Annotated in this window: 25 protein-coding genes and 1 tRNA gene; 11 read left to right on the forward strand and 15 right to left on the reverse strand. The window is 45.2% G+C overall.

The genetic code is table 11. The features are described 5' to 3' along the window. Window positions 1–6: 6 nt before the first annotated feature. Genes AOC07_RS06775 through queG form a run of 3 tightly spaced genes read right to left on the reverse strand, consistent with a single transcriptional unit; the run spans window position 7 to window position 2,266 of the window. A complete protein-coding gene (locus AOC07_RS06775; RefSeq protein ID WP_215292528.1) occupies window positions 7–366 on the reverse strand; it encodes an AzlD domain-containing protein in 360 nt (119 codons plus the stop codon). After that, window positions 366–1,151 (reverse strand): AzlC family ABC transporter permease, encoded by a 786-nt coding sequence (locus AOC07_RS06780; RefSeq protein ID WP_215357231.1) that lies wholly within the window; start codon window positions 1,149–1,151, stop codon window positions 366–368. The genes AOC07_RS06775 and AOC07_RS06780 overlap by 1 nt, the downstream gene beginning before the upstream one ends. A gap of 17 nt (window positions 1,152–1,168) precedes the next feature. Then, window positions 1,169–2,266 (reverse strand): tRNA epoxyqueuosine(34) reductase QueG, encoded by a 1,098-nt coding sequence (gene queG, locus AOC07_RS06785; RefSeq protein ID WP_215357233.1) that lies wholly within the window; start codon window positions 2,264–2,266, stop codon window positions 1,169–1,171. Between the two features lie 43 nt (window positions 2,267–2,309). Here queG and tsaE point away from each other — a divergent pair, with 43 nt between their 5' ends. The 3 genes from tsaE to AOC07_RS06800 all read left to right on the forward strand — a co-directional run bounded on the left by tsaE (window position 2,310) and on the right by AOC07_RS06800 (window position 4,357). Beyond that, entirely contained in the window at window positions 2,310–2,861 is a 552-nt protein-coding gene (gene tsaE, locus AOC07_RS06790) for a tRNA (adenosine(37)-N6)-threonylcarbamoyltransferase complex ATPase subunit type 1 TsaE (RefSeq protein ID WP_215357235.1), read from the forward strand. Further along, entirely contained in the window at window positions 2,858–4,195 is a 1,338-nt protein-coding gene (locus AOC07_RS06795) for an N-acetylmuramoyl-L-alanine amidase (RefSeq protein WP_215357237.1), read from the forward strand. Before tsaE ends, AOC07_RS06795 begins: the two co-directional genes overlap by 4 nt. A gap of 86 nt (window positions 4,196–4,281) precedes the next feature. Further along, a tRNA-Lys gene (locus AOC07_RS06800) sits at window positions 4,282–4,357 on the forward strand. 35 nt (window positions 4,358–4,392) lie between these two features. Here AOC07_RS06800 and AOC07_RS06805 read toward each other — a convergent pair. Next, window positions 4,393–5,283, reverse strand: a complete 891-nt coding sequence (locus AOC07_RS06805) for a hydrogen peroxide-inducible genes activator (RefSeq protein WP_215292544.1) — start codon at window positions 5,281–5,283, stop codon at window positions 4,393–4,395. Window positions 5,284–5,407: 124 nt separating this feature from the next. On the opposite strand from AOC07_RS06805, the gene ahpC reads away from it, so the two are divergent. Continuing rightward, window positions 5,408–5,971: an alkyl hydroperoxide reductase subunit C gene (gene ahpC, locus AOC07_RS06810; RefSeq protein ID WP_215292546.1), complete on the forward strand. Its 564-nt coding sequence runs from the start codon at window positions 5,408–5,410 to the stop codon at window positions 5,969–5,971. A 103-nt stretch (window positions 5,972–6,074) separates the two neighbouring features. Then, window positions 6,075–7,652, forward strand: coding sequence for an alkyl hydroperoxide reductase subunit F (ahpF, locus tag AOC07_RS06815; RefSeq protein WP_215357239.1), 1,578 nt, complete (start codon window positions 6,075–6,077; stop codon window positions 7,650–7,652). A 103-nt stretch (window positions 7,653–7,755) separates the two neighbouring features. On the opposite strand, the gene AOC07_RS06820 is transcribed toward ahpF, so the two are convergent. After that, window positions 7,756–8,244 carry a cupin domain-containing protein gene (locus AOC07_RS06820; protein WP_215292550.1) on the reverse strand — a complete coding sequence of 163 codons (489 nt, stop codon included), beginning with the start codon at window positions 8,242–8,244 and terminating at the stop codon, window positions 7,756–7,758. Between the two features lie 192 nt (window positions 8,245–8,436). Between AOC07_RS06820 and AOC07_RS06825 the strand changes: the two genes are divergently transcribed. Continuing rightward, entirely contained in the window at window positions 8,437–9,054 is a 618-nt protein-coding gene (locus AOC07_RS06825) for a cysteine dioxygenase (RefSeq protein WP_215357241.1), read from the forward strand. Here the strand turns inward: AOC07_RS06825 and AOC07_RS06830 are convergent. Genes AOC07_RS06830 through AOC07_RS06840 form a run of 3 tightly spaced genes read right to left on the reverse strand, consistent with a single transcriptional unit; the run spans window position 9,051 to window position 11,017 of the window. Continuing rightward, window positions 9,051–9,203, reverse strand: a complete 153-nt coding sequence (locus tag AOC07_RS06830) for a DUF2256 domain-containing protein (RefSeq protein WP_215357243.1) — start codon at window positions 9,201–9,203, stop codon at window positions 9,051–9,053. The genes AOC07_RS06825 and AOC07_RS06830 overlap by 4 nt on opposite strands. Window positions 9,204–9,212: 9 nt before the next feature. Beyond that, window positions 9,213–10,748 carry a cryptochrome/photolyase family protein gene (locus tag AOC07_RS06835; protein ID WP_215357245.1) on the reverse strand — a complete coding sequence of 512 codons (1,536 nt, stop codon included), beginning with the start codon at window positions 10,746–10,748 and terminating at the stop codon, window positions 9,213–9,215. Continuing rightward, on the reverse strand, window positions 10,745–11,017 hold the full coding sequence (locus AOC07_RS06840) for a TIGR03643 family protein (protein WP_215357247.1): 273 nt from the start codon (window positions 11,015–11,017) through the stop codon (window positions 10,745–10,747). Before AOC07_RS06840 ends, AOC07_RS06835 begins: the two co-directional genes overlap by 4 nt. Window positions 11,018–11,101: 84 nt before the next feature. Between AOC07_RS06840 and AOC07_RS06845 the strand changes: the two genes are divergently transcribed. Then, window positions 11,102–11,434, forward strand: a complete 333-nt coding sequence (locus AOC07_RS06845; RefSeq protein WP_371816712.1) for an HNH endonuclease — start codon at window positions 11,102–11,104, stop codon at window positions 11,432–11,434. Here the strand turns inward: AOC07_RS06845 and AOC07_RS06850 are convergent, their stop codons facing one another. Together AOC07_RS06850 and AOC07_RS06855 are read right to left on the reverse strand one after the other, a co-directional pair. Next, window positions 11,435–12,130: a nitroreductase gene (locus AOC07_RS06850; protein WP_215357249.1), complete on the reverse strand. Its 696-nt coding sequence runs from the start codon at window positions 12,128–12,130 to the stop codon at window positions 11,435–11,437. A 42-nt stretch (window positions 12,131–12,172) separates the two neighbouring features. Beyond that, complete coding sequence (locus tag AOC07_RS06855) at window positions 12,173–13,630, reverse strand: NAD-dependent succinate-semialdehyde dehydrogenase (protein ID WP_215358509.1); 1,458 nt, start codon at window positions 13,628–13,630, stop codon at window positions 12,173–12,175. A 239-nt stretch (window positions 13,631–13,869) separates the two neighbouring features. Between AOC07_RS06855 and AOC07_RS06860 the strand changes: the two genes are divergently transcribed. Both AOC07_RS06860 and AOC07_RS06865 read left to right on the forward strand, forming a co-directional pair. Next, window positions 13,870–14,664 carry a DUF4239 domain-containing protein gene (locus AOC07_RS06860; protein ID WP_215292564.1) on the forward strand — a complete coding sequence of 265 codons (795 nt, stop codon included), beginning with the start codon at window positions 13,870–13,872 and terminating at the stop codon, window positions 14,662–14,664. Window positions 14,665–14,682: 18 nt separating this feature from the next. Continuing rightward, the gene (locus AOC07_RS06865) at window positions 14,683–15,552 is read left to right on the forward strand and encodes a CoA ester lyase (protein ID WP_215357250.1); all 870 of its coding nucleotides are present in this window, start codon (window positions 14,683–14,685) and stop codon (window positions 15,550–15,552) included. Here AOC07_RS06865 and AOC07_RS06870 read toward each other — a convergent pair. Further along, the gene (locus AOC07_RS06870) at window positions 15,498–15,962 is read right to left on the reverse strand and encodes a gamma-glutamylcyclotransferase (RefSeq protein ID WP_215357251.1); all 465 of its coding nucleotides are present in this window, start codon (window positions 15,960–15,962) and stop codon (window positions 15,498–15,500) included. The two genes, AOC07_RS06865 and AOC07_RS06870, sit on opposite strands and share 55 nt — an antisense overlap. 234 nt (window positions 15,963–16,196) lie before the next feature. Here AOC07_RS06870 and AOC07_RS06875 point away from each other — a divergent pair, with 234 nt between their 5' ends. After that, the gene (locus tag AOC07_RS06875; protein ID WP_215357252.1) at window positions 16,197–16,415 is read left to right on the forward strand and encodes a hypothetical protein; all 219 of its coding nucleotides are present in this window, start codon (window positions 16,197–16,199) and stop codon (window positions 16,413–16,415) included. 6 nt (window positions 16,416–16,421) lie between these two features. On the opposite strand, the gene AOC07_RS06880 is transcribed toward AOC07_RS06875, so the two are convergent. Both AOC07_RS06880 and AOC07_RS06885 read right to left on the reverse strand, forming a co-directional pair. Then, window positions 16,422–16,799: a hypothetical protein gene (locus tag AOC07_RS06880; protein WP_215292571.1), complete on the reverse strand. Its 378-nt coding sequence runs from the start codon at window positions 16,797–16,799 to the stop codon at window positions 16,422–16,424. After that, window positions 16,800–17,027, reverse strand: a complete 228-nt coding sequence (locus tag AOC07_RS06885; protein ID WP_215357253.1) for a hypothetical protein — start codon at window positions 17,025–17,027, stop codon at window positions 16,800–16,802. Window positions 17,028–17,158: 131 nt separating this feature from the next. Between AOC07_RS06885 and AOC07_RS06890 the strand changes: the two genes are divergently transcribed. Next, the gene (locus AOC07_RS06890; RefSeq protein ID WP_215357254.1) at window positions 17,159–17,830 is read left to right on the forward strand and encodes an alpha/beta hydrolase; all 672 of its coding nucleotides are present in this window, start codon (window positions 17,159–17,161) and stop codon (window positions 17,828–17,830) included. A 4-nt stretch (window positions 17,831–17,834) separates the two neighbouring features. Here AOC07_RS06890 and AOC07_RS06895 read toward each other — a convergent pair whose 3' ends face one another. Continuing rightward, complete coding sequence (locus tag AOC07_RS06895; protein ID WP_215292577.1) at window positions 17,835–18,620, reverse strand: sulfite exporter TauE/SafE family protein; 786 nt, start codon at window positions 18,618–18,620, stop codon at window positions 17,835–17,837. A 57-nt stretch (window positions 18,621–18,677) separates the two neighbouring features. Beyond that, window positions 18,678–20,024 (reverse strand): metalloprotease PmbA, encoded by a 1,347-nt coding sequence (pmbA, locus tag AOC07_RS06900; protein WP_215357257.1) that lies wholly within the window; start codon window positions 20,022–20,024, stop codon window positions 18,678–18,680. Window positions 20,025–20,041 lie beyond the last annotated feature (17 nt).

Genomic DNA, 20,041 nt, shown 5'->3' on the forward strand with positions numbered 1-20,041 from the left:
GAGGACTTAGCGAATAACGCCATAACCCACCATTAGCAAGGTTCCAGTCAATAAAGCTGGAACCAATCGCTTGCTTGGTTTAGACACCATTACACCAATACTTAAAGCGCAAATCAGAATACGTATCCACAAGGGTACTGTTGCCATCAAGCCCAAGGGCATAACGATGAGTCGCACTGTTAAAGCCGCAACCATCGCATAGGTAACAGCAGCGATCCAACGAAACAGTTCGCTGTCTTGATTAATGCTATTCGAAAGTAGTACGCCAATTGCGCGACAGAAGTAGGTGCCAAGGCAAGCACCTACCAAGGCAATCCATAAACCCCAGCCAGAGAGTGCGTTAGCCATGGTGTCCATCGCACTCATCACCCAATAATCCCTGCTTTTTTACGCAAGAACTTACGGTCAATAAAGTAAGCAATTGTTCCGGCCACAAGACCTGATGTGAGCAGGCTAGTATCACGGTCGACGATGAAGAAAATCGGACCAAAGATACAACCTAACATTAAGGCAATACGATTGATCCAAGGATTGACTTCTGTAAAGGTTAGCAAAAAGAAAAGGGGGTTAATAAAAACGAGACCTAAGGTGATTGCTGGAGGTACCATGCCCGCAAGGTAAAACCCCAAGATAGTTCCTGGCACAGAAATCAGCCAGCAAATTAAACCCAGGCCCACAAAATAACTTAAGCGATGTTTAGTTTCGATAGAATGAAACTCACGCATCGAGATTGCCCATGCAGTCATCGCCAATAAATGCACCGAAGCATATAAGCTGCGATTACGGTCTTTGTGATGAAACTGCGGAAAGAGTGTCACCGTCATCGTGATGAAACGGGTAGAAGTTAATGTCACCGCTAAAGCAATGGCGATAACTGATGAACCCGTAATTGCCATCTCCAGCAAGACCACCTGCCCTGGCAAGGCAAACATGAACAAGGAAGTAAAGGTGGTGAACCAAACATCAAAGCCATTGGTTTTACCCATTGCACCAAAACCCACCATGCCAGCAAAAAGTACCATTGCTGGGGCGCCAGCCGCATCTCGTATACCAGTCCAAAATGCATCTTCACGACTCTGAAAGCGCTCAGCCGCTGAACCCTCTAGCGCTATTTCACTTGGATCAATATAGGGTTGGTCGGATGATGACATGACTCAATTGTAAGCCGTTAGTCAGCCCTTAGGGCCCACTCAATATGCTCAGCTACCAAGCCATCGGCAGTACTTAAAGCCCCACTCAAGGCATAACGAATTGACTCTTTGTCAGCAATACCAGTCTTAGGGCTAGCCAGTGCATTACCCATAGCCACTGCTAGATTCCGACGCCAACGACTATAGCCAATTCTCCGAATCGCACTGCCTTCATGGCGTTGCTCAAACTCAGCTTCAGTCCAAGACCAAAGATGCAACAAACTTGCTTGCCCTAAGCCATGACGCTGCGCAAAGTCTGGCAACTGGGTACGCTTGGCAAATTTATTCCAGGGGCAGATCAACTGGCAATCATCGCAACCATAAATTCGATTACCCATCGCACTTCTGAACTCTGCTGGTATTGCTTCAGGGTTTTCAATGGTTAAGTAAGAGATACAACGACGGGCATCTAATTGGTAAGGTGCGGTAATGGCTTGGGTAGGACAGACATCAATACAAGATTGGCAAGTACCACAATGCTCTGCCTGCTCTTCATCAATGGGCAGCGGCACGTCTACTAAGATCTCGCCCAAGAAAAAAGTAGAGCCAGATTCTCGGTTCAGTAGTAGTGTGTGTTTACCGCGCCAGCCCAAACCTGCTTTGCGAGCGAGCTCCACCTCCATTAATGGTGCTGAATCAGTAAATACGCGATACCCAAAGGCGCCAATTTTTTCTTCAATCGCTTTGGCAAAATCTTGCAAACGATTGCGAAGTACTTTGTGATAATCGCGCCCACGGGCGTACATGGAGACTATTGCTTGAGATGGATCTTCTAACCGATTCCATTCGGCATCAAAATTGCTTTCGGGAGGCAGATAATTCATCGAGACACAAATCACGCGCGCTGTGCCGGGAACTAATAATTGGGGATTGGAGCGCAAGTCTGCATGGCGCTGCATATACTCCATATGACCATGACGCCCTTCTGCTAGCCATTCTTGCAAGCGCTCACTTGCAATACCTAAATGGGTGTCAGTAATCCGCAAATCGTCAAAACCAAAGATCTCAGCCTGCTCCCCCAACCAAGCTCGAAGCTTTTGCTGATCTAAGGAAGAGGGGTTGGCAGATAAAGGCATGGGCAATACAGAATGTAGCGCAATAATTGAATAAACTAGGGTAATGACTGGAAATCAGACGCCTCAGGCATCTCCCAAAGCAACATTTAAGCAATATTGTAGGCAGGAAGCAGAAACTGCATCCCTAGCTAAGCATCTCGCTGCCAGCTTGGCGCACTGGATGGGACTAACCCCAGAGGCGCATATCAACATTTCCCTAGAAGGTGATTTAGGTGCAGGAAAAACGACTTTTGCTAGGCATTTGATTCAGGGGCTCGGTTATGGGGGCAAAGTGAAGAGCCCCACTTACACCTTGTGCGAACCCTACGAACTCCAAAGCAATCAACAAACCTTTACTGCCCATCACTTTGATCTCTACAGAATGCGTGATCCACTAGAGTGGCAAGAGGCAGGATTTGCAGAGTATTTTGATGTGCCGGGATTTTGCTTAATCGAGTGGCCAGAAAAAGCAGAGGGCACCCTTCCCGCTTTTGATATTCAGATTTTGCTGACAGCTGGCTTACAAGAAAATGAACGTAGCATTGAATTAAATGCACTTTCTGAGCAAGGCAAAAAAATAGTGGTTGATATAAAGCAGCGCCCAATAGATACATGAGTGGCAAAAAAGTAAACCACTCTCGAAGACAGCATCTCAAGACCTCAGCCAAGTTCTTGAGCTTTGCTCTATTGCTTACTGAGGTAGATATCGCTTGGGGCGCCAAAATCTTAGGTGTACGTATTTGGCCCTCAGAGGATTACACCCGCATTACTTTAGAGTCAGATACTCCATTACCGATTACCCAGCAAATCCTGACCAACCCAGATCGCTTGGTGGTGGATGTCCAAGGTTTAGAACTGAACCCTACTCTGAAAGACTTGGTTGCCAAAGTAAAACCAAATGATCCTTATGTATCGCAGATCCGGGTGGGGCAATTTCAGCCAGGCATTGTGCGCTTGGTATTTGACTTAAAAGAACCGATCAAGCCGCAACTCTTCACGCTTGATCCCGTCGGTGAATACAACTACCGCATGGTCTTTGATCTATACCCTACCACTCCACTTGATCCTTTAATGGCTTTAGTAAGAAGTAGCGCCAAAAAAGAGAGCGCCCTTGAAAAAGCAAATGAAGAAATTGATTTGATTGCACAATTTGCAACTAAGAAAGAAAAGGAAGCCCCAAAAAATCCAGTAGCCCAAGCGATCCCGGAAACAAAAGATGTGCCAGCATCTGCTAAATACAAACGATTAATCACAATTGCCATTGATCCTGGCCATGGCGGTGAAGATCCGGGTGCTATAGGCGCTGCAGGATCTCGAGAAAAGAATGTCGTGCTTTCCATTGCGAGAAGACTTAAGGAAAAGATTGAGGGCGAAACCTATATGCGTCCCTACCTCACTAGAGATGGTGATTACTTTGTACCACTGCATGTACGAGTACAAAAAGCCAGGAAAGTGGAGGCAGATCTATTTGTATCGATTCATGCGGATGCGTTTATTGAATCTAGGGCTAAAGGGGCTTCTGTATTTGCACTTTCCCAAATGGGGGCAAGTAGCTCAATGGCACGTTGGATGGCGAATAAAGAAAATGCTTCAGATCTTATCGGCGGCATCAATATCAAGACCCAAGATCGGCAAGTAGCGAACTTACTTCTGGACATGTCCACAACAGCTCAAATTAAAGACTCGATGCAAGTAGGTCAGTCCATTCTGAAGCAAATTGGGGGATTTGCGCCCCTTCATAAAGGCAAGGTAGAGCAAGCCAGCTTTGCTGTTTTAAAGGCTCCAGACATTCCTTCGATCCTGGTAGAGACTGCCTTTATCAGCAACCCTCAAGAGGAGGCCAGATTAAACGATGATGGCTATCAGGATCGAATTGCAGAGGCTATTTTGAGAGGAATTAAGGAGTATTTTTCTAAAAACCCACCAGTAGCCAGGCGGCTCAACTCATAACGTACTTGTAAGTACAAGGGCTCACGGGCAGACGACCCATACCCCAGGAACACCCATAAACTTCTTGCTATAATCTTCGTTTTACCGGGTCGGTAGCTCAGTCGGTAGAGCAGCGGACTTTTAATCCGTTGGTCGCGAGTTCGAATCTCGCCCGACCCACCAGTAATTCAAAAGCCACTCTCGAGTGGCTTTTACTTTTAGACCTTCATCACCTTTACCAAGGCGTTAAATTCCTCAATCCTGGCAGTCGATGGTCTGGCCACTAAAGCAATTCTTCTTTTAGGAGCTGGCGCAGCCAAGGGTTTAGCTATGAGGTTTGTTTGTTTCAACAAACCAGACTTCACTGCCATCTCTGGCAGCAGCGCAATACCTAAATCAGACTCCACCATTTGCACTAGAGTGAGCAGGCTGGTTGCCTCAATTCCATAATGATTAGCAGCTGAACTTCTCTTACATGCTTTGATCGTATGATCACGCAAGCAGTTACCTTCTTCCAGTAACAAAATGCGATCAGTTAATTTACTAGTTAACTGCACCTCTTTATTTTTAAGCGCAGGATCATCCTTGCCACCAACAACCCAGAACTCATCATCAAATAATTCTTTAGTGAGAAAGCCATCTGTGTCGTAAGGTAGAGCAATCAACGCGAAGTCTAATTCATGACGATTTAACTTCTCCATCAGATTGGCTGACATGTCCTCTCTCAGGACAACCTTGAGCTTAGGAAATTGCTCACGCATCTTAGGCAATAATGTTGGCAACAAAAATGGTGCAATCGTCGGAATCACGCCTAACTTAATGACACCCACCATGGATCCAGCTGAACCCTCTACAAAGTCAACCAAATCATCTGCCTGCACGATCAAACGTTGGGCGCGCTCCACCACCCCACGCCCAATCGGGGTTACCGAAACAGAGTGCTTATCCCTCTCCACTAATTGAACGCCCAGAGTGTCTTCTAGCTCTTTTAGGCCTGCGCTGAGGGTGGATTGACCAACAAAGCAGCTTTCTGCAGCTTTAGTGAAGCTTAATGTCTCGCTAAGTGCGATTAAGTAACGTAATTGCTTTATGGTGGGCAATGCAGCCATATTGAGCCTTTTCTGTTATCTATTAAATCGATTAATAACATCATTTTAATTCATTTGAATGATCTATGCAAGAGGCCCATAATTCGTCCAGTTGTTAATTTTTTCAACCCCTGAAAGGAACACCATGTCCATTATTAATACCGCAGTACAACCGTTCAAAACTGAAGCTTTTCACAACGGTAAGTTCGTTACCATCACCGACGAAAGCCTCAAAGGCAAATGGTCTGTGCTGATTTTCATGCCAGCGGCATTTACCTTCAACTGCCCTACTGAAATTGAAGATGCAGCTGAAAACTATGCTGAATTCCAAAAGATGGGTGCTGAAGTGTATATCGTAACAACCGATACTCATTTCTCACACAAGGTTTGGCACGAGACATCACCAGCTGTAGGAAAAGCAAAATTTCCATTGGTAGGTGACCCAACACATACTTTGACAAACGCATTTGGTGTGCATATTCCAGAGGCTGGCTTGGCATTGCGCGGTACCTTCATTATCAATCCAGAAGGCATCATCAAGACCGCTGAAATTCACTCCAACGAAATCGCTCGTGACGTTAGCGAAACTCTGCGCAAGCTTAAAGCTGCTCAGTACACAGCCGCTCACCCAGGTGAAGTTTGCCCAGCTAAGTGGAAAGAAGGCGCAGCCACATTGACTCCATCTTTAGACCTCGTAGGCAAGATCTAATAGGAAACTTTTCTTTTACCAATCAGACTCTCTTCGGAGAGTCTATTGGAGAGGATCAGATCCTGCCCAATAGACTCACTAAAAAATTTACTAAGGAAACATCATGTTAGATACCAATATCAAAACTCAACTCAAGACTTACTTTGAGAAAATGGTTAGCCCGATCGTTTTAACAGCCACATTAGATGCTAGTGAAAGCTCCGCGCAGATGCTCGAGCTCCTAAATGAAGTGGCCGAACAATCAGACAACATTACGGTATCAACTGAGGGCCAATCAAAGAACGTTCCCAGCTTTACTGTTGGCAAACCTGGAGAAGCCACTCGCATTGCATTCTCTGGCCTGCCAATGGGTCATGAAATGACCTCGTTTATCTTGGCGATTTTGCAATCTAGCGGTTACCCACCAAAAGTAGAGCAAGACATCATCGAGCGGATTCGCGGAATTGAGGGCAAGCTGCATTTTCAGACCTTTATATCTTTGTCATGCCATAACTGCCCCGATGTAGTGCAAGCATTGAACCTGATGGCTGCTATCAACCCCAATATCGAACATGAAATGATTGATGGCGCCCTCTTCCAGGGCCTGGTAGACCAATACAAAATTATGGCGGTGCCTACCGTGATTCTGAATGGCGAAGCCTTTGGCCAAGGACGCATGACCGTAGAAGAATTGGTTGCAAAACTCGATACCAATAGCCCGCAAAAGGATGCGGCTAAGCTTAATGCCAAAGATAACTTTGATATGTTGATTGTTGGTGGCGGGCCTGCTGGCTCAGCTGCTGCAATCTATGCAGCCCGCAAAGGCATCCGCACCGGCATTGTTGCAGAGCGCTTTGGTGGTCAAGTTATGGACACCATGGGTATCGAGAACTTCATTTCTGTTCAAGAAACCCAGGGGCCTAAATTGGTTCAAGCCCTTGAGCAACACGTCAAAAGCTATGAAGTGGACATCATGAACTTGCAACGCGCCAATGCATTGCGCAAGACAGATGATGGAATCGAAATTGAGTTAGTCAATGGTGCAGTGCTCAAGAGTAAATCTGTGATTCTGAGTACTGGTGCACGCTGGAGAGAAATGAATGTTCCTGGCGAGCAAGAGTATCGCAATAAGGGCGTAGCCTACTGCCCACATTGTGATGGCCCCTTGTTCAAAGGAAAGCGTGTTGCAGTGATTGGTGGTGGTAACTCGGGTGTTGAGGCAGCTATTGACTTGGCAGGCATTGTGAGTCACGTGACCTTAATTGAGTTTGATAGCAAATTACGGGCCGATGCAGTATTGCAAACTAAGCTCAATAGCCTGCCTAATGTCACAATCATCAAGAGCGCACTCACCAAAGAAGTGTTGGGTGATGGAACGAAGGTGAGTAGCTTGCGGTATCAAGACCGCACAGATCATTCTGAGCACACTCTTGAGCTTGACGGCATCTTCGTGCAAATTGGTTTATTGCCGAACACCGATTGGCTCAAAGGCACTATCGAGTTATCAAAACATGGTGAAGTGATCGTTGATAACAAAGGCGAAACCTCAATGCCTGGTGTATTTGCTGCTGGTGACTGCACCACCGTACCATATAAGCAAATTATCATTGCTATGGGTGAGGGTGCGAAGGCTGCATTAGGCGCTTTTGATTACCTGATTCGCTCTTCAGTAGTGGAGCCAGAAAAGGCGTTAGCTGCTTAATAAATAAAAGCCAAAATTAGACCTTGCAAGAACAAATGCCACCCAAGAGGGTGGCATTTTTATTTTTATTAAATCAAAAGATTGATAAACAAGGATTTGCTCTCTAATTGAGTTTGTGAGGCTTTCCAAAGCGCGGCTCATTGGGATAGACCGGAGTGGTGGAGACGGGACCCATACCAATAATTTGGATTTCTGTTGCACCCTTCATTGCACCATCAAAATGCACTACCCCAGCAGGATGAAACATCATGCTTCCCGCAGGTAATCCAACCGTTGTCGCCGGGTCCCAACTTGCATCGGTTCCCGCATACCAGGTGCCCTTAATTACTGTTACAAAACGATCTTGAGAGTGTGAATGGGGGGAACTCATAATTCCTTCAGGAAATATATTTCTGACAACATACATTCCAGGCTTAGTGGGGTCGCCATATAGAACTGCTGTTTTAACCCCAGCAGGAGCATCACCCCACACCACTTGATCAGGCTTCACGCTGACAAATGGACTTGCTGCTGCCTGAGCATGTACTTGAGAAGTAAATACAACGCAGGATGCAATTACCAATACTATTTTGGAAATAACGCTAATTTTCATATGGGTCTCCGGGTATGATTTTTGTATTTGTATACAGCAAAGAAAATCTAACATGCTAGTGTGTAAAGCTCCCTAAGGGATAACCCCTGATATTCACTCCCCACTCTTTAAACGGTAATGGCGATGCTTGCTTTTATGCTTGGTATCATCATATGAATAGATGTAATTTTGATACAGCAGGAGACTAGATAAATGAATAATCAAACAGACACCATCGCACCCCTAAGAGATTTTGTGATTGGTATGACCCATTTAGTCTCTCAAGAATCTACTGAATCAAACTTGATTTCTAAGGGCTCTGATTTACTGAAAACCCTGATTCAGACAGACTCTTGGCTCCCGGAATTCTGTACTGTTCCCCACCCCGAGTTCTACCAACAGTTTTTACTTCATGCAGATCCATTAGGAAGATTTTCAGTGGTCAGCTTTGTATGGGGCCCCGGCCAAAAGACACCAATCCACGATCATTGCATCTGGGGCCTGATTGGCATGCTCAGAGGAATGGAAAAAGGGCAACGCTATAAGCAATTAGCATCCGGCGAATTAGTGATGGATGGACCGGAAACCGTTCTACGCCAAGGTGATATCGAAGCAGTTAGTCCGACTATTGGTGATATTCATGTGGTTAGTAATGCTATTCCAGACAAAACCTCCATCAGCATTCATGTGTATGGCGCCAATATTGGCGCAGTCAAGCGTCATACCTATGATCCGGCCAACGGCAACCCAAAGAACTTTGTTTCTGGATATTCTTCCAAGCAAATCCCAAATCTCTGGGACCGCTCAGCTGAAATTAGGGCGAGCCTTTAATCTAATTTCTTTCGCTTACAGGCATTCGAGCAATACTTCACTGATTCCCAGTTCTTTGCCCAGGATTTTCTCCAAGTCATCTCTTTCTTGCAAACCACACAGAGCTTGGTAGGCAAGAAGCTTTTATTTCCCTTGAAGCTTGTTTTCATTCTTATGCCTTAAATCGCATCAAGATTGTTCAGGATTTTCTTTGCATGAAGAGTGATTGCTTTTTGATCATCATCACTAATTCTTTTTAAGTTTGCCGTCATTAATCTAGTTCGTGGGCTAGCTTCAAACTGATCACGATGCTTGATTAAGAAATTCCAATACAGCGTAGTGACTGGACAAGCATTTTCTCCAAAACGCACGTCTGGCTTGTACCTGCAGCCATTGCAATAGTTACTCATCCGCTTGATATAGGCACCGCTGGCAATATAAGGCTTACTGGTAAATCTTCCACCATTAGCAAACAATGCCATACCTGCAGTATTGGGTAGCTCAACCCACTCAATCGCATCTACATAGATAGCCAGATACCAATCACATACCGCTGTTGGAAGTACTTCTGCCAACAAGGCAAAGTTTCCAGTAACCATTAAACGTTGGATATGATGCGCATAACCGTATTGAAGCGTTTGTCCAATCGCATCTTTCATGCACGCCATATCAGTTGCGCCTGTCCAGTACCAGCTCGGCAATGGATTGGCATGCTGGTAATAGTTATCCTGCGCCATCTGAGGCATATCTAAGTAATACATGCCACGTACAAACTCTCTCCAGCCCAGTATTTGCCGTATAAAGCCCTCTACCGTTGATAGATCTAGAGAGTATTTTTTCCATGCAATGAGAACCGCATTTACCACCTCTCTAGGATTGAGTAATTTGAGGTTCATGGAGCTTGATAGGATGGAGTGCCAACCAAAAGGAGTATCAGTCCACATAGCATCTTGATACACGCCAAAGTTTCTCAGTCGATACTCAACAAAATATTCCAGCGCCCTTAGCGCCTGCTCTCTTGTGACTGGCCAATCAAACGCATCCAAGGATCCAGGGTGATCCGAATAAGCTTTGCGAACATAAGCAATTACCTCCGCCGTAATATCATCATGCGGAAAAGAAAGAGGCTTATCAATAATGCCGGGACCTTTCTTGGGATAGGACTTGCGATTGTCTTGATCAAAATTCCACTGCCCCCCCTCTGGATTGCCATCAGCATCCACTAAGATTTGATGAGTCTTGCGCATCAACCGGTAAAAATACTCCAACCTGAGCTCTTTTTTATTTGCCACCCATTCGATAAACTCTTGATGAGTGCAGTAAAAATGGTTGTCCTCACGCATATCCAGCTGTAGGTCAAGTTCATGAGCCAGCTTCTCGAGGGCAATTTTGAGTCGATACTCACCAGGCTCTACGCAAACCAGATGTTGAATGCCTTTCTTTTGGATGTACTCTTTTAAGTTATCTGTAATGGATAGTCTGGATTCTTTGATATAAACGAGCGGATACTTTAGATCTGTAAGCGCCTGAGCAAAGTGGCGCATAGCGGATAGGAAGAGTGCTACTTTGGCTTTATGAGACCAAACATATTGACTCTCATGAGTCGACTCAATCATGATGATTTCATCGGTCTCAAAATTAAAACCCTGAAGTGCTGCGCCCTGCAGATCTAATTGATCTCCCAGAATCAATACCAAGCTCTTTGATTGACTCATTTGTGTTTGTACTGAGTTGGGCAGTGTGCACGAGTAACCAACTTGCTACGTAGGGCTACATGCTTGGTTACCCTACCCGTAACCCGCTTGCGCCATAAATTAAATGAAGAGCGCTTTAGCTGACTGCGCATTAACTCAATGACTTCGGATTCAGATAGTCCAAATTGACTCTCAATAGCATCAAATGGAGTTCGATCCTCCCAAGCCATCTCAATTAAGCGGGAAAAATCAGCTTCTGTCAGGGTATTTTTGGAAATCTTTGGCACCATGCAAGTGTAAGACTTATTTACTAAACTAGGTGAGCCACAATTTATTGAAATTCATTTTGATGATTAGATCCCATGATTGGTAAAGTGCGCCAAAAATTGATCTTACTTAAACCTCGCCATCTCAAAGGACAGGAGGGGCTGGTTTGCCCAATTTGCGAGAGGCTCATTCCGGACTCACAGAAAGATGCTCACCACTTAGTTCCAAAGTCGAAAGGTGGAAAGATCACCGAATATCTACATCGGATTTGTCATAAACAAATACATGCTCTTTTTACAGAATCTGAATTAGCGCAACAATTTAATACCGCTGAAACGCTAAAAAATCATCCAGAGATGGGCAAGTTTATTACTTGGGTAAAGTCTAAGCCCGACAACTTTTACGAGAGAACTCGCAAGAGTGCTCGTATTAAGAATTAACTAAGTAAGCCAAGTAGTAAATTCTTCTGCGGCAACTCTAGGCGTATGAAAGGTATTCACAATATCGGTCTTATCAGCATAGCCCAGGGCCATGCCGCAAACCAGCATCTCATTCTCTTTTGCACCAATAAATGGCAGGATAATTTTGGAGTAATGATTCCAAGCCGCTTGCGGGCAAGTGTCTAATCCTTCACCTCTTGCGGCAACCATTAGACTTTGCAAGAACATCCCATAGTCGAGCATGGAGCCTCTACCGAGATCTTTATCAATGGTGAAGAAAATACATACAGGTGCACCAAAAGCCTCGAAGTTCTTCCGGTGCTGTGCATGCATCTTATCTTTATCGCCTTTTGCAATTCCGAGAAGACCATACAAGCTCCAGCCATTTTCACGACGACGGTCAATATAAGGACTAAACCATTTACTAGGGTAATAGTCATACCCAGCTTGGTATTCTTTTTCTAACTCTGGATTAGTAGCAATACTGTCATAGGCAGCGCATACCTTCGCACATAAATCTGCTAGAGCACCTCCCTCCACTACATATGCTTTCCAGGGCTGGGTATTGGTACCGGATGGCGCTCTAGCAGAAATATTGAAGAGCTTAGTAATGGTTTCTTTTGAAACATTCTCTTTAGTAAACGCCCGCACGGACTTGCGCGAGGTAATGGCATCTTCTACCGTTAAGGACTTCATCTTTAAGCTCTTCTATTTGATTTGTTTCTCAAGTGTTTCACTTCACTGCGCTGCTTTGATGCCGCCGATACAAAGATACTTTAGCTCCAAGTAATCCTCGATGCCGTGCCGCGATCCTTCACGTCCGAGGCCACTTTCTTTAACACCCCCAAAAGGCGCTACTTCATTTGTGATCAAACCTTCATTAATGCCAACCATACCGTATTCAAGCGCTTCCGCTACACGCCAGATACGAGCAATGTTCTGACTATAGAAATAGGCAGCCAAACCAAATTGAGTGTCATTGGCCATCTCTATAGCCTCAGCTTCACTGGAAAACTTAAATATGGGAGCCAATGGTCCAAATGTTTCCTCCCTAAAAGCGAGCATGTCTTTGGTAGCGCCAGAAACCACAGTAGGCTCATAGAAGGAACCGCCTAAGACATGGCGCTTGCCACCAATCACCACTTTGCCACCTTTTTTGACGGCATCGTTGACTTGATCTTCAACCTTCGCTAGAGCTCGCTCATCAATCAGCGGGCCAATCACAGTACCTGCTTCAGCGCCACTGCCAACTTTGAAAGCGCCTACTGCTCTAACAAATTTCTCTATAAATACATCGTAGATAGAATCTTGTACCATGATGCGATTGGCGCATACACAAGTTTGTCCAGCATTTCTGTATTTGGAAGTAATGGCACCCTTCACTGCTGCATCAATATCAGCATCATCAAAAACTATAAACGGTGCATTGCCACCCAACTCCATGGAAACCTTCTTCACAGTTGTTGCGCATTGCGCCAATAACAACTTGCCGATTTCGGTTGAGCCCGTAAAGCTGAGCTTTTTGACAATTGGATTTGAAGATAGTTCGCCACCAATAGCAGTTGCGGAGCCTGTTACACAAGAAAATACTCCCGGTGGAATGCCTGCCTCCTCTGCAAGTTGGCATAGCGCTAAAGCGCTGAATGGTGTTTGACTAGCGGGCTTTAAGACGATAGTGCAACCAGCCGCCAATGCAGGACCCACCTTGCGGGTAATCATTGCTGATGGAAAGTTCCAGGGTGTAATCGCAGCACAAACACCAATGGCTTGCTTAATCACAATCAATCTTTTATCACTAGCGTGACCAGGAATGGTTTCACCATAGAGACGCTTCGCTTCTTCGCCAAACCATTCAATAAAGGAGGCGCCATATGCAATCTCACCCCTACTCTCAACCAAGGGCTTGCCTTGCTCTGCAGTCATTAGCTGAGCAAGTGCCTCTTGATTTTTCATAATGAGGTCGAACCAATTACGCAAAATTCGTGCGCGCTCTTTAGCAGTCTTTGAGCGCCAAGCTGGTAAAGCATGATTTGCAGACTCAATCGCCCGACGGGTTTCTGCAGCCCCCATATTGGGAACCGTACCAATCAGCTCCCCTGTCGCAGGATTGGTAACAGAAATGGTAGTTTTGTTATCAGCCTCAACCCATTGGCCATTAATGTAGGCTTTGTCAAACTGGAAAGCGAAGTTGCTCATATCTTTTGCACTCAATGATCGATTGGTTTTTAGACTCCCTACATGGCGAGAATGGCTCATCTTAACTCCTTCCAGTCACTTCTTCTGGCGCTCGTTTTATGAGTCGCTCAAATCTTAAATACAGCCCTCAGGAACTGTCGCATCTTTTTGCTTTTCCCGCCATAAAATAGTTTAGGCTATAGGCTAAGCTACCCTGTATTTAAGCCCTCTCCCCTCACCCTTATTGATACGGCACCATCATGGATCTTCCTTTATTAAGACATGCACTGCAATTTTCCGATATCGGCTTGAGATTTGAGCTTGTCTTTGTGGTTCTACTGCTCTGTTATCTGGTTTTTTGGCTTTTCCAAAAAATGCTTCCGCATTTGCTATTTGGCGATGACTCCGAGTACGCCGGCTATATTTATAACGCGATGGGTGTTGTATTCAGCTTAGTTTTTGCCTTTGTCACAGTATTGGTCTGGCAAAACTACAACGGAGTGAGTGATGCCATTACGAAAGAAGCAAGCACTCTGAATAATATGTATCGTCTATTTTCCGCATTTCCGCCTGATGTTGAGAAAAAGGGTAGGGACGCCTTAAGAGCTTATACACAAACAGTAGTCGACGAAGAGTGGCCTTTATTAAGCAAAGATCAATTTAGCATTAAGGCTTATAAAGAATTATTAAAAATTGAAGATATCGTTATTCACCTGCAACCTCAAAACGTAGGCCAATCAAACGCACATCAACAAATGCTCCGCTTGGCAACAGATGCTACCGATCTACGCCGCAGTCGCGTATACAATGCCCGCTTTGCATTGGCAGCTCCTGCCTGGATGGGCTTAATTAGCAGCTCTCTAGTCTTTTTATTCTTTTCATGCCTTTTTAAACTAAAGTCAGCAAAGATTCATCTACTCTTAATATTATTCTTGGGCCTCACGATTGTCGGGGTTTTATATTTTCTGATTCTCTACATTCATCCTTTCCTGGGTCCTATGGCCCTTGGTCCAGATCCCTTGCTAAATCTACTTAAACTCGCGTGGACTTATTAAATCTAGAAAGTAGCACAAATGATTAACATTCATCGCCCAAGACGCTCTGTGCTGTATATGCCGGGAGCCAATACCAGGGCCTTAGAAAAAGCCAAAATCCTTCCTGCTGATTCTTTGATATTGGACTTGGAAGATGCGGTTGCGCCAGATACTAAAGCTGCAGCGAGAGCAAATATTCTCACGGCATTAGAGTCAGGGTTTGGCTATCGCGAAGCTGTTGTCAGAATCAATGGACTCAATACCGCTTGGGGCTTAGATGATCTAAGGACTTTTGCCGCTAGCAAAGCAGATGCTATTGTCTTACCCAAAGTAGAGTCGGCAGCACAAATACAAGCAGTAGCTACTCTACTCAAGGAATTAAATGCCCCAGCCACTATGACCATCTGGGCCATGATTGAAACCCCGATGGCGATCTTTAAACTTCAGGAGATTGCTAGCGCGCATCCACTTCTCGAGTCTTTAGTCTTGGGTACTTCAGATCTAGTAAAGGATTTACATGCTCGCCATACCCCGAACCGAGCAGAAACTCAAACGGCACTATCTCTCTCCGTGCTAGCCGCTAGAGCATATGGTCTTTGTGTTCTGGATGGTGTTCACCTGTCCCTTGCTGATGAGGCAGGGCTCAAGCAATCTTGCATCCAGGGAAGGGATATGGGTTTTGATGGCAAAACCTTGATTCATCCAAATCAAATCGCCTTAGCCAATGAAATATTTGGCCCCTCTCCTACTGAAATCAGTGAAGCTCAAGAAAAAATTGCTGCTTATGAAGTGGCTATTCAATCGGGCGCCGGTATTGCAGTGCTCAATGGCAGGCTGATTGAAGAACTACATATTCAGGATGCCAAAAGAATATTGGCGTTAGCAAGCGCTCTGCGCATGATTTCTTGATTGTCATTCATGAAATTCCCAGTTTGAATGCGTTGCAGGGTGCTGGTATCTAGCGCATAAATATACAACCAAGCTGGAATCATCTCCCCGTTTATCTCTACCAATTCAACAGAGCGTCGGTATTCATGAGGAAGTGGACTGGTGGGCGCACATTCTTCGTATTCATCTAAGAATATAAGGACATACTCTGGATTTTTGAGCAGCCACAATTCGCCAAGAACAAATCCATCTTTTGCCTCAGCTCGAACTGCACCAGGGTAGTTACTTACGAGGTATAGATGCCCCTGCCATCTTGCATTCCCAATTAGATCAGCATGCCGGTGAAAATGATGTGCACTAGCGTTAATCGCATCCGATTTGAGAGTGCCATAAACAAATAGATAGGAGGAATTCATATTACCAACTGTCATGATTACAGTGACTATAAAGTAGCTACATTACTCTCACCGGTTTGGATTGTGACAAATAGATGACTTGCACTACTTAAGTGCGATAACTGGCAGAAAATTACCACCCCTCTGGAGGCAAAGCCCTTGCTGAAGGTCTTAAGTAGCATTCATATAAAAACCCAGAAATGGTGCAGCCGATTCTCGAAATTGTGCAGACTACAAAATACTGCTAATTTCTATAACCTAAGATACGGCATGCGTATCAAAATTACAAAAAGTCTCGTGCTGCAAGCTCTAGCCCAAGAGAAGGAAGTTATTCCTGAGGCACTCTTTCCGGAGGGCGAATATCTTGCCAATCTAACTCCCGAGGGAAAGATTGAGGTCATCAATACTAAGAAGATAAGGGCCTTATTTTCTTTTTCTCAGTTTAGAGAAAAAGTTACCTTAGGTGAATTCGTGGTGGTTGAAAGATAAATTGACTTAATGATCTAGATCTAAGCTTTGCACCAGGCTGGCAAGCTTTACAACAGATTCAAAGGCGTTTGAACTGCTGGCCTCTACATCTACATTTTCCCAATTAAACTCTAGTGAGAAATGTGCTGATTCAATGATTAATTCATAGCTAGAGCTCGCTTTGTTTTCTGGATTAGCCTCTAACTCCTCGGTAACGGGCACTTTGACTGCCTCAATCGCATCAAGCAAAATTGTCACCTCAGACGGCGTTAGTCCCCTGCTATGCAAAACATCATCTGTTCTCTTAATCGAAATCTTAGAGGCCTCATCGATCACTACCTCGTATTGATTTAAACCCAGATCAAACCAAACAGTTAACTCAAGGGCAATAGGATAGGTCTTCATTTAATCCACCTCGTCAGCATGGGGTTCATCGAAATGCGCTTTATGGGGCTTCAGTTTGGCCTCTAGCTGAGCCCATTTACTTTGCTGCATTCTGTATTGGCAATCTTCCGCATGGTTTTCCAGCAAACCAAAGATTACCGTTGTCGGAATCTTGCAATATTGACAGCAATAAGCATGTTGATGCTCCTCAATTTTCTCCTGAGGATAGTCAATATAAAAAGGTTTCATCCGAAATCTCCAAGACATTTAAGACCGACGAAAACATCTTACACCCCAGTAAGCCCTCATGACTAGCCAGGGGGGTTTTGAGTTACCCTATTAAAATATGCATCAAAAACCCAATACCTACTGGACATCCCATGGAATTACTACCTTGCATTGAACTAGAGACCGCCCCGAACCCAACAGCCGCTGTCCTTTGGCTGCATGGCTTAGGTGCCGATGGCAATGACTTTGTTCCCATCATTCCCGAACTGGATCTGACAGGCTGTCCTGGTATTCGGTTTGTGTTTCCGAGTGCGCCAAGCATGCCAGTCACCGTCAACGGTGGTTACGTCATGCCGGCTTGGTATGACATTGTTGGACGCGACCTAATGGATCAAGAGGATGCTGCTGGCATACAAAAATCAGCTGAGTCTATTGTGCAATTAATCGAGCGTGAAGTAAGTCGAGGTATTGCTTATGAAAATATCGTACTGGCCGGGTTCTCACAAGGGTGTGCGATGGTCTTACAGATTGGCCTACGCTTTCCACACAAACTTGCAGGTATTATTGCCCTCTCGGGATATTTACCACTAGCAGTGACGCTTCCACTTGAAAAACACACGGCAAACCAAAGCACGCCCATCTTTATAGCTCACGGTGAATATGACCCCGTCGTAGCACTAGAGCGCGCCGAAGCCTCTCATGCTCTGCTTGAAAAGATGGGTTATGCAGTTCATTGGAATGAATACCCAATGGAACACTCAGTCAACCGCGAAGAGCTCGCTGATATTTCACGCTTCTTACAGCAAGTTCTTGCCTCTAAATAACATGTTAGATCAAGCCATCCACAATCAGCTTGATACTGGCCACAAGTAAGAAAAACTGCACAATGCGGTAATACCATTTCATGGAAATTTTTTCTGCCAAGTAAAAACCGAGATAAACGCCCACTGGTACACATGGCAAAAGAATGACTGAGGTTGCTAGCTGCTTGAAATTGAGCAAATCTAAGTAGGCATAAGGCCCCAACTTAGCAAAGTTAATAAAGGTAAAGAACACGCCCAAAGTGGAGGTGTACACCATTGGCAAGAGCTTTGCTCTTAACATGAAAATCGTAATGGGCGGACCACCGTTGTGAGCCACGAAAGAGGTAAATCCTGAGGTAAGACCCATCAAGCGACCTAACCAAGGATAAGGCTTAGCTTCCTTTAAATCAAAATGGGATGTCACCAACATCTGAATCAAAAACAGCATGATGAAAATGCCTACAAAAAGCGTCAAGGCTTTGGGTGTAATGACTGTAAAAAGAATCATTCCCAAGAACATGCCCGCAAAGGCTGGAGGAAGAATGAGTTTCAGAATATGCCAATCGGCATTCTTAATGAATCGGCGTAAACCCACCAAGTCAATCGCAATTAATAGTGGTAGCAAAATTGCCAAGGCCTCATTAATGCTGGATTGACTGGCCATCAACGGCAATGACAGCACCCCTAGGCCAGCACCAAAGCCACTCTTAGAAATACCTACAACAACTACGCTCGCAATTGCACAAATAAAAAAAGTAAGTGAGTGCGCATGAAAAGATTCAATGACAGGATGAATGAGGGTATCGAGCATTCCGCAATACTAACAAGTCAGAGATAAACGTCTTTGTATTGCCGCTCTGGATCGCATTTATTTCCCGCCAACTGTCATGGAGCCAATCAAAATAGAGCCGGTTTCTTTAGTGCCTCGTATCAAGGTATCACTACCAATCATGGCGATATCTAACAGCATATCGCGCAGGTTGCCTGCAATCGTTACCTCTTCCACTGGATATTGGATTTCACCATTCTCAACCCAGTAACCAAAAGCACCCCGTGAATAATCGCCGGTGACATAGTTCACGCCCTGACCCATCAACTCCGTTACCAGGAGACCAGTACCCATCTCTTTTAGCAATGCTGGTAAGCCACCTTTGGGTGTTTTCTTACTCTGAAGCGTGAGGTGATGTGAGCCACCAGCGTTACCAGTAGTCTTCATACCTAATTTGCGCGCTGAGTAAGTGGATAGGAAGTATCCCTCTAAAATTCCCTTATCCACAACAGTTCTTGCGGCAGTCTTCACGCCCTCTTCATCAAAGGGTGCACTACCGGTCATTGCTTTTAAGTGCGGGTTTTCGAAAAGGCTGACATGCTTAGGCAACACCTGCTTACCAAGGCTATCCAGTAAAAAGCTCGAGCGTCGATAAAGTGCGCCACCAGAGACAGCCTGTACTAAGCCGCCTAAAAGGCCTGCTGCCAAAGGGGCTTCAAAAATGACGGGGCAACGACGCGTTGTCAAAGATCTGGCTTTTAAGCGTGAGAGCGCACGTTGCGCTGCGTATTGGCCAATAAGTGCAGGGTCAGCCAATTCCTCCGGAATCCGAGAACTGGAATACCAATCATCCCGCTGCATATTGGATTGCTTACCGCCCTCGCTTGCGATGGGCGCACATGAAATGTAGTGGCGAGAAAATGGGTAGCCGCCCATAAAACCATGTGAAGTACCCATCATGAAATGCGCGTGATGCGCAGATACAGAAGCACCATCACTATTTTGAATTTGCTTACTTACTGAAAATGCTGCTCCCTCTGCAGTGCGGGCAATCTCTACTGCATGTGCCGCATCAATATTCCATGGATGAAATAAATCTAAATCACGAGGATTTTTTTCTAAGAGCGCACGCTCTGCCGGTCCCGCACAACTATCCTCAGCTGTATGTTGTGCGATGTGATACGCAGCATCTACCGTTGCCTTCAAAGAGGCTTTAGAAAAATCACTCGTGCTGGCGTTGCCGCGGTGATGCCCCAAAAACACGGTAACACCTACCTGCTTATCTAGGCTTTGTTCGATGGTTTCAACCTCGCCCTTACGAACTGTTACGGATAGACCTTGACCCTCAGAAACCTCGGCGACCGCGTCAGAAGCCCCTCTTCTTTTGGCTTCTTGAAGCATGAAATCAACGATTTCTTGAAACTGGCTGGATGTATATGTAAACATGCCCTAATAATAGCTAG

Source organism: Polynucleobacter sp. UB-Raua-W9 (assembly GCF_018687435.1).
Classification (GTDB): Bacteria; Pseudomonadota; Gammaproteobacteria; order Burkholderiales; family Burkholderiaceae; genus Polynucleobacter.